The following is a 21,918-nucleotide window of genomic DNA, read 5'->3' on the forward strand; positions in this document are numbered from 1 at the left end:
ATTCCTTACTCCGCAGCGCCCTTGATATCGGTGGCGGGCGGCGCGTAGGCCGCCTCCAGCGCAGCGAACTCCTCGGGCAGCATGTCGCACATCACCTGCACATGCGGGATGATGTTGGCACCGACGATAAAGCCGAAATCGAGCTGGTCGCGATAGCTCTGCACGGTGATGTTGAGTGCCTGCCCGTGGGTCGAGATAGACACCGGGAAGATGTGCAAGAGCTCGGCACCGGCGGCATAGAGCGTCTGCCGCGGCCCGGGCACGTTGGACACGGTGATGTTGGCCGCGGGCGGCAGCACGTCGGAGAGGTTCGAGCGGCTATAGAGCAGCGCCAGAATCTGCACCATGATCGGCGCGCCCAGCATCGAGATGTTGGAGACCTGCGGCATCAAGGCCCGCAAAGGATGCGACATCTCCTTGGACTTGGTTGATTGCGCGATGATCGCTTCCAGCCGCGCCTTGGGATCCTCGATGTTGGTGGCGATCGAGCAGATCATGCCGAACACCTGGTTGTTGGCCTCGGTGTTGCCCTCCTCCCGCAGCGAGATCGGCACCGCTGCGGTCAGGGATTTCGCCGGCAGCGTGCCATATCGCAGGAGATAGCGGCGGACGACGCCGGAGGCGAGCGCCAGCACCACGTCGTTGAGCTTGCCGCCGGCCTGCTTGGCCAGGGCCTTGGCCCGCGACAGCGGGATCGACACGCCGGCAAAGCTCCGCTCAGACGAGATCGTCTTGTTGAGCATGGTCGGCGGCGACACCATGCTGGCAAGGCTCTCGCGCGACTTGGGATCGGCGATCTTGCCGAGCACGTCGGAGACGCTCTTGAGCACGGTCGGGATGTTGCCGGCGAAGCGCACCGCGCTCTCGATCTGGTACATAGCGTTGTCGAACAGGATCGAGCCGATATCGCTCTTGCCGGTGCGGGGCAGCTGCAGGTTCTTCGCCGCTTGCGAAGCCTCCAGTGGTTGGCTGAACAGCTGCTGATAGGAGTCGAGCAGGTTGGCGGCGATGTCGCGCGGCTCCTGCCCGGGCTTGCTGCCCGCGGTCGGCGGATCGACCTTCCGCGGGATCGGCGAGATGTCGTAGATCATGTTGGTCAGCGCCGCACCGGCGCCGCCATCGATCGCGGCATGGTGCATCTTGGAATAGAGCCCAACCTCGTTGTCCTTCATGCCCTCGAACACGTAGAACTCCCAGAGCGGGCGGGCGCGGTTGAGCAGCTTGGCATGCATCCAGCCGACGATGCGCTCGAGCGTGGCGCGGTCGCGCGGCTGCGGCAGGCTTGCCCGGAAGATGTGGCGGTCGATGTCGAACTGATCGTCCTCGACCCAGGATGGATGATCGATGTCGAGCGGCGCCTTCTCCAGCCGCGCCTTGAGAATCGGCGCGATGTGCAGGCGCGAGACGATCATCGCCTTGAAGTCTTCGAAGAAATCGCCCTTGTAGTCGTCAGGCAGGCGGAAGATCGCCATGCTGCCGACATGCATCGGCATTTCCGGTGTTTCCAGATAGAGAAACGACGCGTCAAGCGACGACAGCTTCTTACCGTCAGCCATGGTTCCCTCCCGAATATTCGACGGGCGCCTTGGCGGCGCTTCTCGTCAGGCCGATACTGCCCGGTCCGGCGGGGCATATGCAATGGCAAACGGCCCCGCCCGGTCAAATGGCCGGAAGTCTCCCTCCGGTTGCGCCAGGCGATCCGCCACGGCCCACAGCACCGCCGGGTTCACGCCGAGCCCAATATGGCTCGCCAGGTGCACCTCGATGTTCTCGGCACGGTCGGAGGGGCGCAGCAGACAGGTCCGCCAGTTCACGACGCCGTCGGCGCGCGAATAGATCGACGTTGCCGGCACCGGCAGATCGCCGGCAATCGCCTCGCGCGCTTCGGCAAAGTCCTCCACCTTCTCGCCTGATAGCGTCTCGTAAAGCCGCGTCGCGTTGGTCGCCCGCACGTCATTGGCGAAAGGGCTGCCAAGGGTGATGACGTAACGGACTTTGTCGGGCGCCCAAAGCGCGAGATCGCGGGCATAGACGCCACCTAAGCTCCACCCGACCAGGCTGACCCTGCGTCCCGTGGCGGCATGAATTTCAGCCAGGCGGCTACGCAGCGAATCCCGCATCCGCCCCAGTCCACCGAGATTGCGGCCCATCCGCAAGGCATGCGCGTCATAGCCGAGCTCACTGAGATAGCGCCTTATCGGCACCATCGAGAGGTCGCTGGCGAGAAAGCCCGGTAGCGCCAGCACCGGATGGCCATCGCCCCTCGGCGCGCGCATCAGCAGCGGCGACAGCAGCAGGCTTGCATTCAATTCGAAAAGCCCCCGCGCCTCGGCGAGCAGCAGGCCGAGACCCGGCGGACGAAGCCGGCCTTCTTGCAGCGCCCGGTCCGGTCCGGGCGACACTATTTCTTCTTGTCGCCGCTGCGCGTGCCGCCGAGACCGGCCATCGCGACGAACATGTCAGAAAACCGCTCGGCGATCTTGGGATCGAAGGTGAACCAGCTCTGGATCAGCGATTCCGGCGAAACCTTCTCGATGTTGCTGAGAACCTGCTGCTGCAGCTTGTCCATCACGGCCGTCTGCATCGGCGCCACGTCAGGCAGACCGAAGAACTGGCGGGCTTCGAGGGGAGTGCAGTCGATTTCGATGTTAACCTTCATGTCCCCTCCGGATGAGATTCGAGCGGCCTGTCGGAGTATCACCGCGAGAAGGTCTGCAACGCAAGCGACCTTGGGCGAAGCCGCAAAGACCGGCTTCCCCGATCGACCGGTATGGTCAATCAATTGGCCGGCCCGCAACCCGCGCAGAAGGACGCCTGCCGGCCCGGGGATTGCCGGGCAGCATTGCTGCACAGCGGTGCAACTTGGCGCGTTCCTTGCTGGAATGACGCTTGCACGGGTCGAGAACTCTGGGCAACATGGTTCAGTCAGCCCGCCGAACAATCAAAAATCACCGGCGTAGCAGTGTGGAGAGGGTCAAGAATGTCGATCGGTCAAAGTCTGTTTGCGGCGACGCTCGCCGGCACGCTTGCGTTGGCGGTTTCGCCAGCATCCAGCCAGACGCTACGTTATGCCAACCAGGGTGACCTGAAGTCGCTCGATCCCTATACCCTGAACGAGAGCACCACCCACGCTCATCTCGGCCACGTCTATCAGGGCCTCACCGCGCGTGACAAGGATCTCAAGATCATTCCGGCGCTGGCGGAAAGCTGGGAAACCCCGGAGCCGACGCGCTGGCGCTTCCATTTGCGCAAGGGCGTGAAATTCCACAACGGCAACCCCTTCACCGCCGACGACGTGGTGTTCTCGGCCGATCGCGTCCGCAAGAAGGGGTCGAACATGCAGACCCGCCTTGCGCCGGACGTCAAGGTGGTCAAGGTCGACGACTACACCGTCGACTTCGTCCTGCCCTCGCCGAATCCCATTCTGCATAACGCGTGGGATGTCTGGTACATCATGAACAAGAAATGGGCCGAGGAGAACAACGTCGTCGATCCGACGCCGGTGGCGGCGACCACGCCGAGCTATGCCTCACTGAACGAGAACGGCACCGGTCCCTTCATCATTGAAAGCCATCAGCCCGGCGTGAAGACGGTGTTCAAGGCCAATCCCAATTACTGGGGCAAGGTCGAGGGCAATCTCAAGGAGATCATCTTCACCCCGATCGCTTCCGACGCCACCCGCGTCGCCGCCCTGCTCTCGGGCGAAGTCGACGTCATCGAGCCGGTTCCGATCCAGGACATCTCTCGCGTTGATTCCAGCCCGAACGCCCAGGTGCTGAAGGGACCGGAGCTGCGCACCATCTTCCTCGGCTTTGACCAGATGCGTGACGAGCTGCTCTACTCCAACATCAAGGGCAAGAACCCGTTCAAGGACGTCCGCGTCCGCGAGGCCTTCTACAAGGCGATCGACATCGAGCTGATCAAGACGCGCGTGATGCGCGGGCTGTCGACGCCGTCGGCGCTGATGATCGCACCGGAACTGTTCGTGCTGTCCAAGGAGTTCACGCGGCCGAAATTCGATCCTGACGGCGCCAAGAAGCTCCTGACCGAAGCCGGTTACCCCGACGGCTTCGAGGTCACCATGGACTGCCCGAACGATCGCTACGTCAACGACGCCGCGATCTGCCAGGCCGTGGTCGGCATGCTCGCCCGTATCGGCGTCAAGATCAATCTCCTGGCGCAGCCGAAGGCGCAGTACTTCGCCAAGGTGCTGAAGCAGGGCGGCTACCAGACCTCGTTCTACCTGCTGGGCTGGACCCCGAGCACGATGGACTCCCACAACGTGCTCTACGACATCATGGGCTGCCGCGACGATGCGAAATCCTCGCGCGGCGAGGCCAATCTCGGCGGTTATTGCAATAAGGATTTCGATGCCATCACCGACAAGGTGCTGGTCGAAACCGACACCGCCAAGCGCAACCAGCTGATCAAGCAGGCCTACGAAATCGGCATGAAGGACTGGTCCTACATCCCGCTGCACCAGCAGGCGCTGGCCTGGGGCGTATCGAAGAAGGTGAACCTGCCGCAGCGCGCCGACAATCTCGTCATGTTCCACTGGGCAACCAAGAAGGAATAGGATCGGTTGAACACGAGGTCCCGGCGGCATCCGCCTTCCGGGACCTTTCTTTTCCGGCCGCCAAGGACGTCGGCCGTACGCTCACCCAAGGACAGTGGAAGGCATGCTCGCTTTCACGCTTCGCCGCGCCGTTCAGGCCATCGGCGTCATGTTCGCCGTCGGCATCATCGCGTTCTCGATGTTCCGCTTCGCCGGCGACCCCGTCAACCAGATCGTCTCGATCGACACCTCGGCCGCCGAACGCGCGATCGTGCGCAAGTCGCTCGGCCTCGATGACCCCGTGCCGGTGCAGTTCGTGCGCTATTTCGCCGATGCGGCGCAGTTCAAGTTCGGCGTCTCCTACCAGTTCCGCCAGCCGGTCGCGACGCTGTTGATGGAGCGCATGCCCGCGACGCTGGAACTTGCGATCTGTGCGACCGTGTTTGCAATGGTGTTCGGCATCCTGATGGGCGTCTATTCGGCGCTCAAGCGCGATACCGTGCTGGCCAAACTATTCCAGGCGGTCTCGCTGATCGGCATCTCGCTGCCGACCTTCCTGATCGGCATTCTCCTGATCTACCTGTTCGCCGTGACATTGGGCTGGTTGCCCTCGTTCGGCCGCGGCGAGGTGGTCAAGCTCGGCTGGTGGACGACCGGCCTGCTCACGGTGTCGGGACTGAAGGCACTGATCATGCCTTCGATCACGCTCGGCCTGTTCCAGATGACCCTGATCATGCGGCTGGTGCGCGCGGAGATGCTGGAAGTGTTGCGGACCGACTATATCCGCTTCGCCCGCGCGAGGGGGCTGACCACGCGTGCGATCCATTTCGGCCACGCGCTGAAGAACACGCTGATTCCGGTGATCACCGTGGCAGGGCTTCAGTTTGGCTCGGTTATTGCATTTTCGATCATCACCGAAACCGTGTTCCAATGGCCGGGCATGGGGCTTCTGTTCGTCCAGGCCGTGCAAAACGTCGACATTCCGATCATGGCCGCCTACCTGCTGATGGTTTCACTGATCTTCGTCACCATCAATCTGGTGGTCGACATCCTCTACACGGTGGTCGATCCGCGCCTGCGCTCGACCGTCGGTCGCGCCGCATAGGGCAGCCTGCATGTCCGACGCAATCGTCTCCAATTCCGACAAGCAGAGCGCGCAGCCGGTGCAGGCCGCCCAGGGCTGGTTCAGCCGCACGCTCGACAGCGACTTGTTCTATTCGTTCCGCCGCTCCAAGCTCACCATGGTGGCTGCGGCCATCACGGTCCTGTTCTTCCTGCTTGCGATCTTTGCATCCGTGCTCGCGGTGCAGAACCCGTTCGATCCGGCACAGCTGCAATTGATGAATTCGCGGATTTCACCGCTGTGGACCGCGGACGGTCAGAGCCCGTTCCTGCTCGGCACCGACGAGCAAGGCCGCGATGTGTTCTCCGCGATTCTCTATGGCATGCGCATCTCGCTCGCCGTGGGCGTCGCCGGCGTGATCTTCGCCGGCGCGCTCGGCATCGCCCTCGGCCTGATCGCCGGCTATTTCGGCGGCGCAGTGGACGGCGTGATCATGCGGATCGCCGACGTGCAGCTGACATTCCCTGCGATCCTGATCGCGCTGCTGGTCAACGGCATCGCGAAATCAATCCTCGGCAACCGGCTGGACGCCGCCAGCATGCTGGTGGTGCTGGTGATCTCGATAGGCCTGAGCTTTTGGGTCGGCTATGCCCGGACGGTGCGCAGCTCCGTGATGGTCGAGAAGAACAAGGACTACGTCGCCGCCGCGCAGCTGATCGGCCTGCCGGCGCCGAAGATCATGCTGCGGCACGTGCTGCCGAACACGATGGGCCCGATCCTGGTCATCGCCACCATCAACCTTGCGCTCGCCATCATCACCGAGGCGACGCTGTCCTTCCTCGGCGTCGGCCTGCCCGACACCATGCCCTCGCTCGGCACGCTGATCCGCATCGGCAACAATTATCTGTTCGCCGGCGAATGGTGGATCGTCGCCTTCCCGGGGCTCGCGCTCGCGGCGCTGATCCTGTCGATCAATCTGCTCGGCGACTGGCTGCGCGACGCGCTCAATCCGAAGCTTCGATGAATACGCCTCGTCCATGACCGAACCCGTCCTTTCCGTGCGCGATCTTCACGTGGAGTTTGCCTCCCGCCGCGGCACGCTGCGCGCCATCGACGGCGTCTCCTTCGACATCGCCAAGGGCGAGGTGCTCGGCGTCGTCGGCGAGTCCGGAGCCGGAAAGTCCGTCACCGGCCTCGCGGTGATCGGCCTGATCGATCCACCCGGCCGCATTGCCGGCGGCGAGATTCGTCTCGCGGGCCTGCGCATCGACAATCTGCCGCCGGAGGAGATTCGCCGCATCAGGGGCAAGCGCATCGGCATGATCTTCCAGGATCCGCTGACGTCGCTCAATCCGCTCTACAAGGTCGGCGACCAGATCGTGGAGACGATCCGCACCCACCTCAATCTGTCCGAGTCGGCCGCCCGCCGCCGCGCCATCGACCTCCTGGCCGAAGTCGGCATTCCCGCGCCTGAAAAGCGTATCGACGGCTATCCCCACGAGTTTTCCGGTGGCATGCGCCAGCGCGTCGTGATTGCGCTCGCGATCTGCGCCGAGCCGGAGCTGATCATCGCCGACGAGCCGACCACCGCGCTCGACGTCTCCGTGCAGGCGCAGATCATCTCGTTGATCAAGCGCCTTGGGCGCGACCACGGCACCGCGGTGATGCTGGTGACGCACGACATGGGCGTGATCGCCGAGACCTCGGACCGCGTCGCCGTGATGTATGCCGGCCGTGTCGCCGAGATCGGCCCGGTGCAGGACGTCGTGAAGAATCCGCTGCATCCTTATGCCAAGGGCCTGATGGGCGCGATCCCGACACTTGCGGGCGAGGACAAGCGCCTGGTGCAGATCCCGGGCTCGATGCCGCGCCTGTCGGCGATTCCGCGCGGCTGCTCGTTCAATCCGCGCTGCGCCTTCGCCTTCGATCGTTGCCGTGTCGAGCGGCCGGAGCCGCTGCCGCGCGGCACGCAATCGGTGGCCTGCCACCTCTATGACGACGTGCCGGCGGAGAGCGTGGCATGAGTGCTCCCTTCGTCCATGCCACAAACCTGCGCCGCGTCTTCGACGTCTCGAAACCCTGGCTCAACCGCGTGCTCGAGGGCGGACATCTCGAATATCTCAAGGCGGTCGATCACGTCACCTTCGACATCAGGAAGGGTGAGACGTTTGCCCTGGTTGGCGAGTCCGGCTCCGGCAAGACCACGGTGGCGCGCATGGTCGTCGGCCTGCTGCCGCCAAGCGCCGGCGACGTGCTGATCGACGGCATCTCGATGACCGACCCGCGGCAGGCCCTGGCACGGCGGAAGCTGCGCCGCCGTATCCAGATGATCTTCCAGGATCCCTATGCGAGCCTGAACCCGCGCTTCCGGGTCGATGCCATCATCTCCGAGCCGATCCGCGCCTTCGACCTGATCCAGGGCGAGCGCGACATCCAGGCTCGCGTCGGCGAGCTGCTCAGCCTCGTCGGCCTGCATCCGGACGACCGGCTGAAATATCCGCACGAATTCTCCGGCGGCCAGCGCCAGCGCATCGCGATCGCGCGAGCGCTCGCCTCCGACGCCGAATTCATCGTCTGCGACGAGCCGACCTCGGCGCTCGACGTCTCTGTGCAGGCGCAGATCCTGAACCTGATGCGCGACCTCCAGGACAAGTTCGGCCTGACCTACATGTTCATCAGCCACAACCTCGCCGTGGTGCGCCACATGGCGAGCCGCGTCGGCGTGATGTATCTCGGCCGTATCGTCGAGATCGCGGACGGACGCGAGCTGTTCGCCAATCCGCGCATGCCTTACACCAAGATGCTGCTGGGCGCCGTGCCTGATCTTGCCATGAGCGGCCGCCAGCGCGTTCCGGTCAAGGGCGAGATCCCGAACCCGATCAACCCGCCCTCCGGTTGCGCCTTCAATCCGCGCTGCCCGCTGGCGTTCGATCTCTGCCGCAAGGAGACGCCGGAATTGATCGGCGGCGTCGCCTGCCATGCGGTCAACACCGCGCCGGTCCCGGCGTGACGCGCGCGTGCCATGCAGCCTGTGCATTTGGCGGCGGCGTGGCCCTGTGATCAATTGCGCGCGCCGGAAATAAGGTGGTGAACTCCCATGGGCAGTAATATCAATCCCGATCCATTCACGACGAGGCCCGAGATCGAGGGCACGTTCGGGGTCGTCGCCTCGACGCACTGGATTGCGACGGCCGTGGGCATGGCCATCCTGGAAAAGGGCGGCAATGCCTTCGATGCCGGCGTCGCCACCGCCTTCACGCTCCAGGTGGTCGAGCCGCATCTGAACGGTCCCGGCGGCGACGTGCCCATCATCGTGCATGACGTCAAGCGCGGCCGCACCGAGGTAATCTGCGGCCAGGGCCCGGCGCCGGCGCGGGCCACCATCGCGCATTACAGAAGCGAAGGCCTCGACATGGTGCCGGGCACGGGCCTCCTCGCCGCCTGCGTTCCCGGCACCTTCGAATCCTGGATGATGCTGCTGCGGGACTACGGCACGATGCGCGTGCGCGACGTGCTGGAGCCCGCGATCTCCTATGCCCGCGACGGTTATCCGCTGGTCGAGCGCGCCTGCGCCACGATCCAGACGGTCGAACAATTGTTCCGCAAGCATTGGCCGACCTCGGCCGCCGTCTACCTGCCGAACGGCGAAGTGCCGAAGCCCGGCACGCTGTTCACCAACAAGACGCTGGCTGCGACCTACGCCCGGATCCTGAGCGAAGCGGAAAGCGGCGCCGGCGGCCGCGATGCCGAGATCGAGCGCGCGCGCAAAGCGTGGTCGCAAGGCTTCGTCGCGGAAGCCATCGACAAGTTCTGCCGCACCCAGGAGGTGATGGACGTCAGCGGCTCGCCGCATCGCGGCGTGCTCTCCGCCGAGGACATGGCGCGCTGGCAGCCGACGGTCGAAGCGCCACTCACCTACGACTATGGCCGCTACACCGTCTGCAAGGCCGGCGTCTGGAGCCAGGGTCCGGTCACCTTGCAGCAGCTCGCGCTGCTGAAGGGCTTTGCACTCGACGGCCTCGATCCGACCGGGCCGGAGTTCATCCATCTCCAGATCGAATGCGCCAAGCTCGCCTTCGCCGACCGTGAAAAATTTTACGGCGATCCCAAGTTCAACGAGATCCCGATCGAAACGCTGCTGTCGGATACCTACAACGACGAGCGCCGCAAGCTCGTCACCGACAAGGCTTCGCTCGATTTCATTCCGGGCTCGGTCGAGGGCTTCGGCGGTGTCGTCAAGCTGCGTCGCGCCGAGGGCCAGCGCGAGGCGGTCGGCGCGCTCGGCGCCGGCGAGCCGACCGTGGGCCGCTTCGGCGAGGTCCGCGGCGACACCGTGCATTTCGACATCATTGACAGGGACGGCAACATGGTGTCGTCGACGCCGTCGGGCGGCTGGCTGCAATCCTCACCGATTATTCCCGAGCTCGGCTTTTGCCTCGGCAGCCGCGCCCAGATGTTCTGGCTGGAGGAAGGTCATCCCGCCGCGCTCGCGCCGGGGAAGCGACCGCGCACGACGCTGTCGCCAACTATGGCCTTGCGTGACGGCGAGCCCTACCTCGCCTGGGGCTCGCCCGGCGGCGATCAGCAGGACCAGTGGATCACGCAATTCTTCCTGCGCCACGTCCATTGCAACCTCAATCTCCAGGAAGCGATCGACGCGCCGGCCTGGCATTCCGAGCATTTCCCGATCTCGTTCTGGCCTCGCACCGCGCGTCCCGGGGTGCTCGTGGTCGAGAACCGCGTGCCGAAGGCAACCATCGAGAACCTGCGCGAGCGCGGACATATCGTCGAGGTCGGCCCCGACTGGTCCGAAGGCCGCCTCACCGCGGCCTCACGCGTGGGTCCGCGCCGGCGCGCAGCCGCCAATCCACGCGGCATGCAGGGCTACGCGGCGGGACGCTGAAAGCAGCACATGACCTGGTCGATCATCGCGCGCGATCCTGCCACCGGCCAGTTCGGCATCGCGGTTGCGACCCGCTTCTTCGCCGTCGGCGCGCGTGTGCCCTACGTCGCCGCCGGCCTCGGCGCCATCGCGACGCAGGCCTTCGTCAATCCCTATTACGGCATCGACGGCGTCAAGCTGTTGCGTGAGGGCCTCAACGCCCACGACGTGCTCGCCACCCTGCTGGCGGCCGATGACGGCCGCGAGAGCCGCCAGGTCCATATCATGGATGCCAGCGGCGCAATCGCCGCGCATACCGGGCGCGACTGCGTTGATTGGTGCGGCCACGTCGCGGGCAGCGGCTTCTCGATCGCCGGCAATATGCTCGCCGGCCCAGACGTGCTCGACGAGACCGCGAAGACATATATCGCAAATGACAGCCTGCCCTTCCCGCGCCGTCTGCTCGCGGCGATGCGCGCCGGCGAAGCCGCCGGCGGCGACAAGCGCGGCAAGCAATCGGCCGCGCTCGTGATCCACGGCGAGGAGGAATGGCCAGCGCTGGACATTCGCGCCGACGACCATCCCGATCCGCTCGGTGAGCTCGAACGCCTCGAGCGCGTCAGTCACGAACTCTGGGTGCACTTCCGCGCCTCCATGCCGACGCGGCAGAACCCGGCCGGCAATACCGATCGCAGCGTCATCGACGCCAGCATCGAAGCGGCGCGCGCGAGACGATCATGAGCGCCAGCCCCCTCATCGAGATCAAAGATCTGCGTATCCGCTTTCATGGCGACGACGGCCGTATCACCCACGCGGTCGACAGCGTCGATCTCAGCGTCGCCAATGGCGCGACGCTCGGTCTGGTCGGCGAATCCGGCTGTGGCAAGAGCGTGACGTCGCTGGCGATCATGGGCCTGCTGCCGAAGCAGAGCGCGGAAGTATCCGGCGCGATCCGCTTCGACGGTTTCGACCTGCTGACCACGCCGGACCAGACGTTGCGCGATCTGCGCGGCAACCGGCTGGCGATGATCTTCCAGGAGCCGATGACCTCGCTCAATCCGAGCTTCACGATCGGCGACCAGATCGTCGAGACGATCCTGCGTCACCGCGGCGGCTCGCGGAAGAGCGCGCGCGAGCGCGCGATCGAGCTGTTGCGCCGCGTCCATATCCCTTCACCCGAGCGTCGCATCGACGACTACCCGCACAAGCTCTCCGGCGGCATGCGCCAGCGCGTCATGATCGCGATGGCACTCGCCTGCGACCCGCGGCTGCTGATCGCGGACGAGCCGACCACCGCGCTCGACGTCACCCTGCAGGCCCAGATCCTGGAGCTGATGCGCGAGCTGAAGGCCGCGAGCGGCGCCGCGATCATCCTGATCACCCACGATCTCGGCGTCGTCGCCGAAGTCTGCGACGAGGTCGCGGTGATGTATGCCGGCGAGATCGTCGAGCGTGCGCCTGTCGATGAATTGTTCTCCGCCCCGCAGCATCCCTACACCGTCGGCCTGCTCGGCTCGATCCCGCGGCTCGACCACCGCGCCGAGCAGCTTGCGACGATCGAAGGCATGGTGCCGAACATGGCACAGCCGCCCGCCGGTTGCCGCTTCGCCCCGCGGTGTCCCTTCGTGCTCGACGCCTGCACCAGGGCGCCGCCGCCGCTGGTCGAAGTCAGCGGCGGCCATCTCTCGCGCTGCATCCGCGCGCCGCTCGAATTGCTGGTGTCGTGATGGCGCTCCTCGAAGTCGACGGCCTGGTCAAGCATTTCGTCGCCCAGCGTTCGCTGCTCGGCCGCGCACTGGCGCACGTCAAGGCGGTCGATGGCGTGTCCTTCTCGCTGGAGGCCGGCAAGACGCTGGCGCTCGTCGGCGAATCCGGCTGCGGCAAGTCCACCGTCAGCCGCCTGGTGCTGCGGCTGATCGAGCCGGATGCCGGCACGATCCGCTTCGACGGCCGCGAGCTGCTCGCGCTCGACGCCGGGACCTTGCGCGCCTTCCGCCGCGAGGCGCAGATCATCTTCCAGGATCCCTACGCCTCACTCAATCCGCGCATGACGGTCGGCCAGATCCTGACCGAGCCGCTGGCGCTGCACGATCTGGTGCCGCCGGTGCGGCGAGCCGAGCGCGTTGCCGAACTGCTGCGGCTGGTCGGGCTGGAGCCGCGCCTCGCCCGGCGCTATCCGCATGAATTCTCCGGCGGCCAGCGCCAACGCATCGCCATCGCCCGCGCACTCGCGGTCGAGCCGAAGCTCATCATCTGCGACGAGCCGGTCTCGGCGCTCGACGTCTCGATCCGCTCCCAGATCCTGAACCTGCTGCGCGAGCTCCAGGACCGGCTCGGCCTCGCCTACATTTTCGTCTCGCACGACCTTGCCGTGGTCAAGCACATCGCCGACCACGTCGCGGTGATAAATCTCGGCCAGATCGTCGAGACGGCGGAAGCCGACGCGCTGTTCGTCGCGCCGCGCCACCCCTACAGCCGCGCACTGCTGTCGGCGATCCCGCTGCCGCAGCCGAAGGCGAAACGAACGACGGTGCTGCTGGAGGGCGAAATCCCGAGCGCCCTCAATCCGCCCGCCGGCTGCCGCTTCCACACCCGCTGCCCGTTCGTGATCGAGCGCTGCCGCAGCGAGGCGCCTGCGCTTCTAGCCGACCGCACGGGCCACGCCACCGCCTGTCACCGCACCGCGGAGCTGCCGTCTGGAGACTCCATTCTACCCACCGCCGGCGGGTTTTCGCCGGCGCTTGCAAAACTGGTCGCGGCCTTCAGCCAAAAGGCGGAGGGCAGCAGCCCCCGCCGGGGCTGGTATACAGTACGCCGCGTCCGCAACGAAATAGCCGAAGCAATGGGGATTGACCGATGAAGATGTTTCGCCTGGCCGCAACAGCCGCCGCTGTGCTGGTGTCGATCGGGGCCGCGCAGGCCCAGACCACGTTGCGCATCGGCCTCGCCGAAGACCCCGATATCCTCGACCCCACGATGGCGCGCACCTATGTCGGCCGCATCGTGTTCTCGTCCTTCTGCGACAAGCTGTTCGACATCGACGAGAAGCTCAACATCGTGCCGCAGCTGGCGCTCTCGAGCGAAACCGCCGACGACGGCAAGGCGCTGGTCATCAAGCTGCGGCCCGGCGTGAAATTCCACGACGGTGAGCCGTTCGATGCCGAGGCCGCAAAATTCTCGCTGGAGCGGCATCTGACGTTCCCCGGCTCGTTCCGCAAGCCGGAGCTCGCCTCGGTCGATCACGTCGAAATCGTCGATCCCCTCACGATCAAGCTTGTGTTGAAGTCGCCGTTCTCGCCGCTGCTCGCTCAACTCACCGACCGCGCCGGCATGATGATGTCGCCGAAGGCGGCCAAGGAGGCCGGCGACAAGTTCGGCCTCCGCCCGATCTGCGCCGGCCCCTACAAGTTCGTCGAGCGCGTGCAGCAGGACCGCATCGTGTTCGAGAAATTCGCCGACTACTGGAACAAGGACAACGTCTTCATCGACAAGATCGTGTTCCAGCCGATTGTCGACGCCACCGTGCGGCTCGCAAACCTGAAATCCGGCGGCCTCGATCTGATCGAGCGCGTGCTCGCCACCGACCTCAAGGAGGTGCGCGCCGACTCGCGGTTGAAGGTCGCGACCGCCATCGAGCTGGGCTATCAGGGCATCACGCTCAACATCGGCAAGGACAAGGCCAAGGGCCCGCTCAGCCAATCCGCCAAAGTGCGGCAGGCACTCGACTGGTCGATCGATCGCGAGGCGATCAACCAGGTGGTGTTCAACGGCGAATTCAAGCCGGGCAACCAATGGGTCAATCCCGATCACCCCTATTATCAGGGCGCATTTCCGATCCACGGCCGCGACATCGCCAAAGCCAAGGCGCTCCTGAAGGAAGCCGGCGTCACTGGGCCAGTCAGCGTTGACTTCCTGGTACCAAAGGGTGCCGAGACCGAAGCGGTGGCTCAGGTGGTGCAATCCATGGCGAGCGAGGCGGGCTTCGATATGAAGATCCGCGTCACCGAGTTTGCGACGTCGCTGAAGCAGGCCGAGTCCGGCGAATACCAGGCCTTCATGCTCGCATGGAGCGGACGCATCGATCCCGATGGGAATTCCTACGTGTTCCTGCGCAAGGATGCGCCGCAGAACTACAGCGCCTGGGCCAATGCCGACGCGGACAAGGCGCTCGACGATGCCCGCCGTACGTCGGACATGGCTCAGCGCAAGGCCGCCTACGAGAGACTTGCGAAGCTGGAGCTGGAAGATCACGCCATCCTCTACCTCTACCACCGCCGCATCATCATCGCGCACACGACCAAGCTCGAAGGCTATAGGCAAATGCCGGACGGCCTCGTCCGCGTTGTCGGCCTCAAGCTGAAGTGATCGGCCCGACATTCAGTCCGTGTCCCGGACGCGGTGCAGCGCGCAAGCGCTGCTCCGCAGAGCCGGGACCCATGGCAACAACGAACCGTGACTGGGTCCCGGTTCAGCAGCGCAACATTGCATGTTGCGCTTCGCCCGGGACACGAGTGGGACCATGCTGAACTTCCTCGCCCGCCGCCTTGTGCAGATCGTGCCGACGCTGTTCTTCGTCTCGGTGCTGATCTTCTCGCTGCAGCAATTGCTGCCGGGTGACCCCGCGCTGGTGATGGCGGGCGAGGAGCGCGATCCCGCCGTGATCGAGCAGATCCGCCGCCAGTACCGGCTCGATCAGCCCGTCCCGGTGCAGTACGCCTACTGGATCAAGGGCGTGCTCTCGGGCGATTTCGGCGAGTCGCTGCGCAACAAGATGCCGGTGCGCGAGCTGATCGCGCAGAAGCTGCCGGTGACGCTGCAGCTCGGCTCGATGGCGATCCTGATCGCGCTGCTGATCGGCATTCCCGCGGGCATCGTCGCGGCCGTGAAGAAGGGTTCCGCCTGGGACTATGGCGCCAATCTCTTTGCGCTGTGGGGCATCTCGACGCCGAACTTCTGGCTCGGGATCATGCTGATCTTCCTGTTCTCGATCGAGCTTGGATGGCTGCCGGCTTCCGGCTACGTGCCGCTCACCGAGAACTGGCGCGCGAGCCTGGCCGTCACCATCATGCCCGCCTTCGTGCTCGGCAATGCGATCGCCGCGATCCTGATGCGGCATACGCGAAGCGCCATGCTTCAGGTGCTGGAAAGCGACTACGTGCGCACCGCGCGCGCCAAAGGGCTGTTGGAGCGCACGGTGATCCTCAAGCATGCCATGCGCAATGCGCTGACCCCCGTCATCACGCTCGGCGCGCTCGAGCTCGGTACGCTGCTCTCCGGCGCGGTCCTGACCGAGCAGATCTTCTCCATTCCCGGCTTCGGCAAGCTGATCGTGGATGCCGTATTCAACCGCGATTATGCCGTGGTTCAGGGCGTCGTCCTGGTCACGGCCACGGTCTACATCACGCTGAATCTGGTGGCCGACATCGCATACATCCTCGTCAATCCGCGGCTCCGGGGCTGATCCATGACCGACGCCGCGCTGCCGAGCCCTCTCACGCGAGCCGACGAGCTGGATAGCCCGGCCCGCCGCGCGCGTCGGCGGCTGTTCAAGCGCAAGGCGGCGGTGTTCGGGCTCGTCGTGCTCACGATATTCATCGTCCTTGCCGTGCTCGCTCCGCTCATCGTGCCCTATGATCCCATCGCGACGAGCTGGAGCCTGGTGCGCAAACCGCCGACCTCGGCCCACTGGTTCGGCACCGACGAGCTCGGCCGCGACATCCTCAGCCGCGTCGTCTACGGCGCGCGCGCCTCGCTGCTCGCAGGCCTGATCTCGGTCGCGATCGCGCTCGGCATCGGTGTTCCGCTCGGTCTCCTTGCCGGCCACCGCGGCGGCTTCACCGACGCGCTGATCAGCCGCATTACAGATGCGATGCTGGCCTGCCCGTTCCTGATCCTGGCGATCGCACTCGCCGCGTTCCTCGGCCCGAGCCTCGGCAATGCCATGATCGCGATCGGCATCTCGGCGACGCCGATCTTCATCCGCCTGACCCGCGGCCAGGTGCTCGTCGTCAAAGCCGAAGACTATGTCGAGGCCGCGCGCGCACTCGGCAATCCGCCGTGGCGGATCGCGCTCTCGCACATCCTGCCGAACATCCTGCCGGCACTTCTGGTGCAGGCGACGCTCTCGATCGCTGCGGCCATCATCGCCGAAGCCGCCCTCTCCTTCCTCGGCCTCGGCCAGCAGCCGCCGGCGCCGTCGTGGGGCAGCATGCTCAACGCGGCACAACGCTTCCTGACCCAGGCGCCCTGGATGGCAATCTGGCCGGGCCTTGCGATCTTCCTCGTCGTGCTGTCGCTGAACCTGCTCGGCGACGGGCTGCGCGACGCACTCGACCCAAGGCAGCGCTGATTATTCCTCTTGGTGAGGAGATCAGATCACCACTTCCCGCAGCACGCGGCGGCAATCCATCTCGAATTCCAGATCCACCACCGGCGGACGGGCGAAATGCCAGGTCAGCCCGGAACGGAGCGCGCCGCGGCGGACCAGCTCGTCCACCAGCGCGTGGTGAAAGTCGTGCACGGAATAGGCCTGCACGCCGGTCGTATCCTTCCAGCCGAAGCCGAAGGCCGCCATCCGGTTTTCCATCTGCGACGTGGTGGTGAAGCGCACCTTCTCGCGCAGCCCCTCCGGGCTGAGGTCGCGGTAGCGCACCGTGCGCTCGACATAGGTGCCGCTGCCCTCGCGCGCCTCGGCGCCGCCGGCGATGACGAAGCTCGGCAAATTTGACCGCGTCGGACGCGTGAAGGAGAACGCATAGAACGACGGCTCCGACGGCGGATCGATCTCCGGACAGACATTGCTGCGCGCCACCGGATTGGTGGTGCCGTCGAAGATGCCCCATTCGGACAGCGTCTTCACATAGTGCAGATTGAACGCGCGAAAGCCTTCCTCGCTGAAGGCCGCGGGCGAGCGCAGCTCGCAGGCGCAGAACGCCGTCAGCGGGCGGCCCGCCTCCTGGATGAACTTTGCCGCCAGCGCAAACCCTTCCGCGAGCGGCACCAGGCGGTCGAACCGGACCCGCTCGATCTCGTAGCCCTCATCCGCGGCAGCACCGGCGGAATATTGGAACACGGACGGAATGAAACGATAATTGCCGGCCGAGAATTCGCGCGTCATGACGGACTCCTATTCCAGTTGCATGCGAGTGCCCTTGGCGCCGTTGAGCAGGCGCTTCAGGTGAAAACCGGCCAGCGGATCGTCGGCGTGCATGCCGACCAGCGCGGCGAACGACGGCATGGCGGCGGCGTCGCCGGCCTCCATCTTGGCAAAGGCCTCGGCATATTGCGCGGTCGCCGGCGCTTCGAACCTCGCCTGCGGTAGCGGTTCGAACGCACGCAGCGGCTCGCTGCGTCCGCGCAGCATCAGGTCGCCTACGGGGCGGCCGTGGAAGTTTGCAGCGGCTTCTGCCACGCTGACACTGACGCAAATGCGCGTCCCCAGATGCTTGTTCGCCGCCTCAAGCCGGGCCGCAATATTGATGGTGTCGCCATAGGCGGTGTAATCGAAGAAGCGGTTGCCGCCGAAATTGCCGACCAGTGCCGGACCGGCATGGGCACCGATGCGGGTGGCTCCGAAGTTCACGCCTCTTGCCTTCCAGCGCGCCGAAAAATCCTCTGCCCAGGCGTCGAGGGCATGGGCACAGGCGACCGCACGCGTTGCATAGTCCGGCTGGTCGCCGGGGGCGTTGAACAGCACCTGGATCGCATCGCCGATGATCTTGGCCACCGTCCCCTCATGGGCGAAGACGATCTCGGTCATGCCGCCGACATATTCGTTGAGGAGCTCGCCCAGCGTCTGCGGAGGCGCGGTCTCGACCAGCGAGGTGAATCCGGTAATGTCGGTGAACAGGGTGGCGACATCGCGCCACTGCACCTCGATGCCGTCGCCATCGACGTTCGCGGCCAGCCGCCTTGCGATCTCCGGCGAGAAGAAGCGCGATAGCGAGGCATGGGCGCGCTCGGCTTCCATCTGGCGCCGCCGCACCTCGCGCAGCATCTCCACGTGGCGGACGGTCTTCTCGATCGTGGCTTCGAGGTCGGCGAAGTCGATCGGCTTGGTCAGGAAGTCGAACGCACCGCGGTTCATGGCGGTGCGGATGTTGCTCATGTCGCCGTACGCCGAGACGATGATGGTCGACTTCTTCTCCTCGGCCTCCTGGAGCTTCGCGAGCAGCGACAGGCCGTCCATCCGCGGCATGTTGATGTCGGAGACCACCATGTCGACATGCGGATTCTGCTCCAGCGCTTCCAGCGCCTCCAGGCCGTCGCGCGCGAAGATAAGCGCGAGCCGTCCATCGCGGATCTGCCTGCGGAATTTCTGCAGGATCAGCGCCTCGAGGTCCGGCTCGTCGTCGACGAAGAGGATGGTCGCAGTCATGCGGCTTGCTCGAGCCTCGTATCGATCTCCTGGCGCAGCAGCGCAAAGTCGATCGGCTTGGTGAGGAGCCCGACGGCGCCGCGTTCGATCGCCTTGCGGCGCGTCTCGGCATCGCCATAGGCCGTGATCATGATGACGGGAACATCGGGATGCGCGGCACGCACCTTCGGCAGCATGTCGAGCCCGCTCATGCCGGGCATGTTGATGTCGGACAGGATCAGGATCAGCGAGGGATCACGAACCTCGGCAGCGCGCTCGAGCGCCTCGGGGGCCGAGAGCGCAAACTCCATCTGAAACCGGCCGGCGCGCAGGTCGCGCCGGAACTGCTGCCGAAACAGTGCCTCGACGTCGGGCTCGTCATCGACGACCAGGATGTAAACGTTCAAGACTTTCCTCCGGAAGTGTCGCCCGCTGCCATCGTCCGCGGCAGCGTGATGATGAACTCGGTGAATACACCTTGTGTGGTATTCACGTCGATCGTGCCGCCGTGTTGTTTCACCACGATGTCGTGGCTCATGGAAAGGCCGAGTCCTGTGCCCTCGCCGGCCGGCTTGGTGGTGAAGAAGGGATTGAACATCTTTTCCTTCACCTCGGCTGGAATCCCGGTGCCGTTGTCGCGAATCCGGATCTGGACCCTGTCTCCGAGGTTCTTCGTTGCCGCGCGCAAGGTGGGCTCGAACGCATCGCCCTCGCTCTCCTTGCGCTTGGCCGCGGCATAGAAGCCGTTCGAGATCAGGTTCAGCAAGACGCGCGTAATCTCCTGCGGATAGACGTCGATCATGCCGGCAGCCGGGTCGAAATCGCGCTGGAGCGTGACGTTGAAGGCAGGCCTTTCGGCGCGCGCGCCGTGATAGGCGAGATTGAGACTCTCCTCGACCACCGCATTGATGTCGACGGCGCGATGCTCGCCGGAACCCTGACGCGAATGCAGCAGCATGTTCCTGACGATGGAATCGGCGCGCTTGCCGTGCTGCACCACCTTGTCGAGATTGGCCCTGAGCATGCCGGTCAGCTCGTCGACCTCCTCCTTCGTCTTGCCGTCGAGCGCGGCCGATTGCAGGATCTCGTTGAGCTCGTCGATCAGCTCGGTCGAGACCGCGGAGAAGTTGTTGACGAAGTTGAGCGGGTTCTTGATCTCGTGGGCGATGCCGGCGGTGAGCTGGCCGAGGGAAGCGAGCTTCTCGGTCTGAATCAGGCGGTCCTGCGCGGTGCGCAGATTGTCGAGCGATTGCGATAGCTCGGTCGTACGCTCGCGCAATTGCTTCAGCAGGCGCGTATTCTCGATCGCGATGACGGCTTGCTTGGTAAAGTTCTCCACCAGCGCGACTTGTTTGTCCGTGAAGCCGCGAATCTCTTGTCGAAAAATCGTCATCGCGCCGATCAGATCATCCTCTTTCAGCATGGGTACGGAGAGAAGGGTTCGGGCGCCGGCAACGTCGGCCATTCCGACGACAAAGGGAACACCGGCCTTGTACCCGGGACTTTCCCTCAAGTCGTTGATCTGCGCGGGCTGATGCGTCGCGATGATTGCAGCCAGCGTCGTTCCTGGATGTGGGAAGATCGGAGTCCGCTTACGGAAGGCGGAGAAATCGGGCGGAATGTTGTAGTCGGTGACGATGTTGAATTTCTGGCCGTCCCACAGATTCATCGTGCCGAAATTCGCACCGCAGACGCGGGTAGCATTCTCCAACATCTTCTGAAACACCGGCTCTAACTCTCCCGGAGAGGAGCTAATGACTTCGAGCACCTCCGACGTCGCCGTTTGTTGCTCGAGCGACTCCCGCAATTCGGCTGTCCGCTGCTCGACCTTGTTCTCGAGGTCCGCATAGGATTCCTGCAGGCGCGCGCTCATGTCGTTGAACTGGTCGGCGAGACCTTCGAGCTCGTCGCCGGTATTGATCGAGATGCGCTGGGAGAAATCACCACCGCCCATTCGTTCCGCGCCGCTCCGCAGCGCCTGAATCGGCCCGACCATGCGACGCGCCAGGAAGATCCCGGCCAGCACCGCGAAGATGGATGCCGCGAGCAGCACGATTGCAAGGCGCTGCAGCGAAGCATAGAGCGCGGCATAGGCTTCCTCGACCGGCAGCTCGACGAACATGGTCCAGCGCAGCGGCTCGATCGGGGCCGATGCGGTCAGCACCTTCCGCCCCTGGATGTTGTGGGCCTCGGAAAGCACGTCAGGCATGGCGCCGCCGGCCTGCACGGCGCGTACCTGCGCAAGGCCGGACATGTCGGTGTTGCGCAGCACGAGACTGATGTCGGGATGCGCGATCAAGCGGCCCTCCGGGCCGACCACGTAGGCGTTACCGCGCTCGCCGACCTTGATCTGGGACACGACGTCCCAGATCAGCTTGAGATTGACCTCGGCGATGCTGACGCCGGCATCCTTGCGTGCGCCCGCCAGCCCCAGCGTCATGTAGGGCTCGGACTCCCGGCGAAAATAGACCGGCCCGTAATAGACCTTGCGCGCGACCGCTTCGGTGAACTTCCGATCGCTCGACAGGTCGATCCCGCTGTCGAGCACGTCCATCGCCAGCCGCGAGACCCGCAGCCGCTCCTTGCCAGTCGAATCCACCTGGGCCAGCTCGGTGATCGCAGGGACCTGGCGCAACAGGCGCAGCGCGTCGAACCGGCGCTGCTCGATCGAGCCGCCCGACCAGGGCAGCTGCGTGGTCCAGCCGAGCTGGCTCTCGATCTCCTTGACGAACCGGCCGATCTTGGCAGCGGCCGCCTCGGCCTGCTCGTGCTGGACCCGGATCAGAGAGGCCTTGTGCTCGCGATAATAGAAGTAGACCTCGAACAGGCCATTGGCGAGCAGCGCAATGGCGACGACCGCCACGAAAAGCGCGACGTATTTGGCGAAGAGCCGGGTCCGGATTCCGCGCCCCGCCGTGTCGCCGGAGGCGACCTCGCCTGGGGCCGCGCTCGGCAATGTCCCGGCTCGAGGTGTATCGGGGTGGAGGGACAGGCTCATTCCACGGAACCTAGCAAGAAGACCGGACCTTGTCTCTCGCAAGCGCGGCAAGGAGCTCGCCCGA

Annotated in this window: 19 protein-coding genes; 12 read left to right on the forward strand and 7 right to left on the reverse strand. The window is 65.1% G+C overall.

Features of this window, described 5'->3' with window-relative positions; genetic code table 11:
• Positions 1-5: 5 nt before the first annotated feature.
• From ABIA40_RS18370 to ABIA40_RS18380, 3 genes are read right to left on the reverse strand one after another with little or no spacing between them, the layout of a single operon-like run.
• Positions 6-1,556: a wax ester/triacylglycerol synthase family O-acyltransferase gene (locus tag ABIA40_RS18370; protein WP_404542615.1), complete on the reverse strand. Its 1,551-nt coding sequence runs from the start codon at positions 1,554-1,556 to the stop codon at positions 6-8.
• A 45-nt stretch (positions 1,557-1,601) separates the two neighbouring features.
• Positions 1,602-2,402 (reverse strand): esterase/lipase family protein, encoded by an 801-nt coding sequence (locus ABIA40_RS18375; protein WP_404542617.1) that lies wholly within the window; start codon positions 2,400-2,402, stop codon positions 1,602-1,604.
• Positions 2,402-2,659, reverse strand: a complete 258-nt coding sequence (locus ABIA40_RS18380) for a DUF6489 family protein (RefSeq protein WP_404542619.1) — start codon at positions 2,657-2,659, stop codon at positions 2,402-2,404. Before ABIA40_RS18380 ends, ABIA40_RS18375 begins: the two co-directional genes overlap by 1 nt.
• A 321-nt stretch (positions 2,660-2,980) precedes the next feature.
• Here ABIA40_RS18380 and ABIA40_RS18385 point away from each other — a divergent pair, with 321 nt between their 5' ends.
• The 12 genes from ABIA40_RS18385 to ABIA40_RS18440 all read left to right on the forward strand — a co-directional run bounded on the left by ABIA40_RS18385 (position 2,981) and on the right by ABIA40_RS18440 (position 16,849).
• Positions 2,981-4,576 (forward strand): ABC transporter substrate-binding protein, encoded by a 1,596-nt coding sequence (locus ABIA40_RS18385; protein WP_404542621.1) that lies wholly within the window; start codon positions 2,981-2,983, stop codon positions 4,574-4,576.
• A 103-nt stretch (positions 4,577-4,679) separates the two neighbouring features.
• Positions 4,680-5,660 (forward strand): ABC transporter permease, encoded by a 981-nt coding sequence (locus ABIA40_RS18390; protein ID WP_036025775.1) that lies wholly within the window; start codon positions 4,680-4,682, stop codon positions 5,658-5,660.
• A 10-nt stretch (positions 5,661-5,670) separates the two neighbouring features.
• Positions 5,671-6,642, forward strand: a complete 972-nt coding sequence (locus ABIA40_RS18395) for an ABC transporter permease (protein WP_404542624.1) — start codon at positions 5,671-5,673, stop codon at positions 6,640-6,642.
• A 13-nt stretch (positions 6,643-6,655) separates the two neighbouring features.
• The gene (locus ABIA40_RS18400) at positions 6,656-7,642 is read left to right on the forward strand and encodes an ABC transporter ATP-binding protein (RefSeq protein WP_404542627.1); all 987 of its coding nucleotides are present in this window, start codon (positions 6,656-6,658) and stop codon (positions 7,640-7,642) included.
• Positions 7,639-8,628, forward strand: coding sequence for an ABC transporter ATP-binding protein (locus tag ABIA40_RS18405; RefSeq protein ID WP_404542629.1), 990 nt, complete (start codon positions 7,639-7,641; stop codon positions 8,626-8,628). Before ABIA40_RS18400 ends, ABIA40_RS18405 begins: the two co-directional genes overlap by 4 nt.
• An 87-nt stretch (positions 8,629-8,715) precedes the next feature.
• Positions 8,716-10,521 carry a gamma-glutamyltransferase family protein gene (locus ABIA40_RS18410; protein WP_404542631.1) on the forward strand — a complete coding sequence of 602 codons (1,806 nt, stop codon included), beginning with the start codon at positions 8,716-8,718 and terminating at the stop codon, positions 10,519-10,521.
• Between the two features lie 9 nt (positions 10,522-10,530).
• Positions 10,531-11,241 (forward strand): DUF1028 domain-containing protein, encoded by a 711-nt coding sequence (locus tag ABIA40_RS18415; RefSeq protein WP_404542633.1) that lies wholly within the window; start codon positions 10,531-10,533, stop codon positions 11,239-11,241.
• Positions 11,238-12,227, forward strand: a complete 990-nt coding sequence (locus tag ABIA40_RS18420) for an ABC transporter ATP-binding protein (protein ID WP_275508962.1) — start codon at positions 11,238-11,240, stop codon at positions 12,225-12,227. Before ABIA40_RS18415 ends, ABIA40_RS18420 begins: the two co-directional genes overlap by 4 nt.
• The gene (locus tag ABIA40_RS18425; protein ID WP_404542636.1) at positions 12,227-13,360 is read left to right on the forward strand and encodes an ABC transporter ATP-binding protein; all 1,134 of its coding nucleotides are present in this window, start codon (positions 12,227-12,229) and stop codon (positions 13,358-13,360) included. The genes ABIA40_RS18420 and ABIA40_RS18425 overlap by 1 nt, the downstream gene beginning before the upstream one ends.
• The gene (locus ABIA40_RS18430) at positions 13,357-14,865 is read left to right on the forward strand and encodes an ABC transporter substrate-binding protein (protein ID WP_271545382.1); all 1,509 of its coding nucleotides are present in this window, start codon (positions 13,357-13,359) and stop codon (positions 14,863-14,865) included. The genes ABIA40_RS18425 and ABIA40_RS18430 overlap by 4 nt, the downstream gene beginning before the upstream one ends.
• A 154-nt stretch (positions 14,866-15,019) precedes the next feature.
• Positions 15,020-15,961: an ABC transporter permease gene (locus ABIA40_RS18435; protein ID WP_025034874.1), complete on the forward strand. Its 942-nt coding sequence runs from the start codon at positions 15,020-15,022 to the stop codon at positions 15,959-15,961.
• Positions 15,962-15,964: 3 nt separating this feature from the next.
• A complete protein-coding gene (locus ABIA40_RS18440) occupies positions 15,965-16,849 on the forward strand; it encodes an ABC transporter permease (protein WP_404542639.1) in 885 nt (294 codons plus the stop codon).
• 21 nt (positions 16,850-16,870) lie between these two features.
• Here ABIA40_RS18440 and ABIA40_RS18445 read toward each other — a convergent pair whose 3' ends face one another.
• Genes ABIA40_RS18445 through ABIA40_RS18460 form a run of 4 tightly spaced genes read right to left on the reverse strand, consistent with a single transcriptional unit; the run spans position 16,871 to position 21,854 of the window.
• Complete coding sequence (locus ABIA40_RS18445) at positions 16,871-17,617, reverse strand: hypothetical protein (protein ID WP_404542641.1); 747 nt, start codon at positions 17,615-17,617, stop codon at positions 16,871-16,873.
• A 9-nt stretch (positions 17,618-17,626) separates the two neighbouring features.
• Positions 17,627-18,877, reverse strand: a complete 1,251-nt coding sequence (locus ABIA40_RS18450) for an adenylate/guanylate cyclase domain-containing protein (protein WP_275496658.1) — start codon at positions 18,875-18,877, stop codon at positions 17,627-17,629.
• Positions 18,874-19,263: a response regulator gene (locus tag ABIA40_RS18455; protein WP_025034870.1), complete on the reverse strand. Its 390-nt coding sequence runs from the start codon at positions 19,261-19,263 to the stop codon at positions 18,874-18,876. The genes ABIA40_RS18450 and ABIA40_RS18455 overlap by 4 nt, the downstream gene beginning before the upstream one ends.
• The gene (locus tag ABIA40_RS18460) at positions 19,260-21,854 is read right to left on the reverse strand and encodes an ATP-binding protein (protein ID WP_404542644.1); all 2,595 of its coding nucleotides are present in this window, start codon (positions 21,852-21,854) and stop codon (positions 19,260-19,262) included. Before ABIA40_RS18460 ends, ABIA40_RS18455 begins: the two co-directional genes overlap by 4 nt.
• Positions 21,855-21,918: the final 64 nt, after the last annotated feature.

It is taken from the genome of Bradyrhizobium sp. USDA 223, from assembly GCF_044909005.1.
Classification (GTDB): domain Bacteria; phylum Pseudomonadota; class Alphaproteobacteria; order Rhizobiales; family Xanthobacteraceae; genus Bradyrhizobium; species Bradyrhizobium yuanmingense.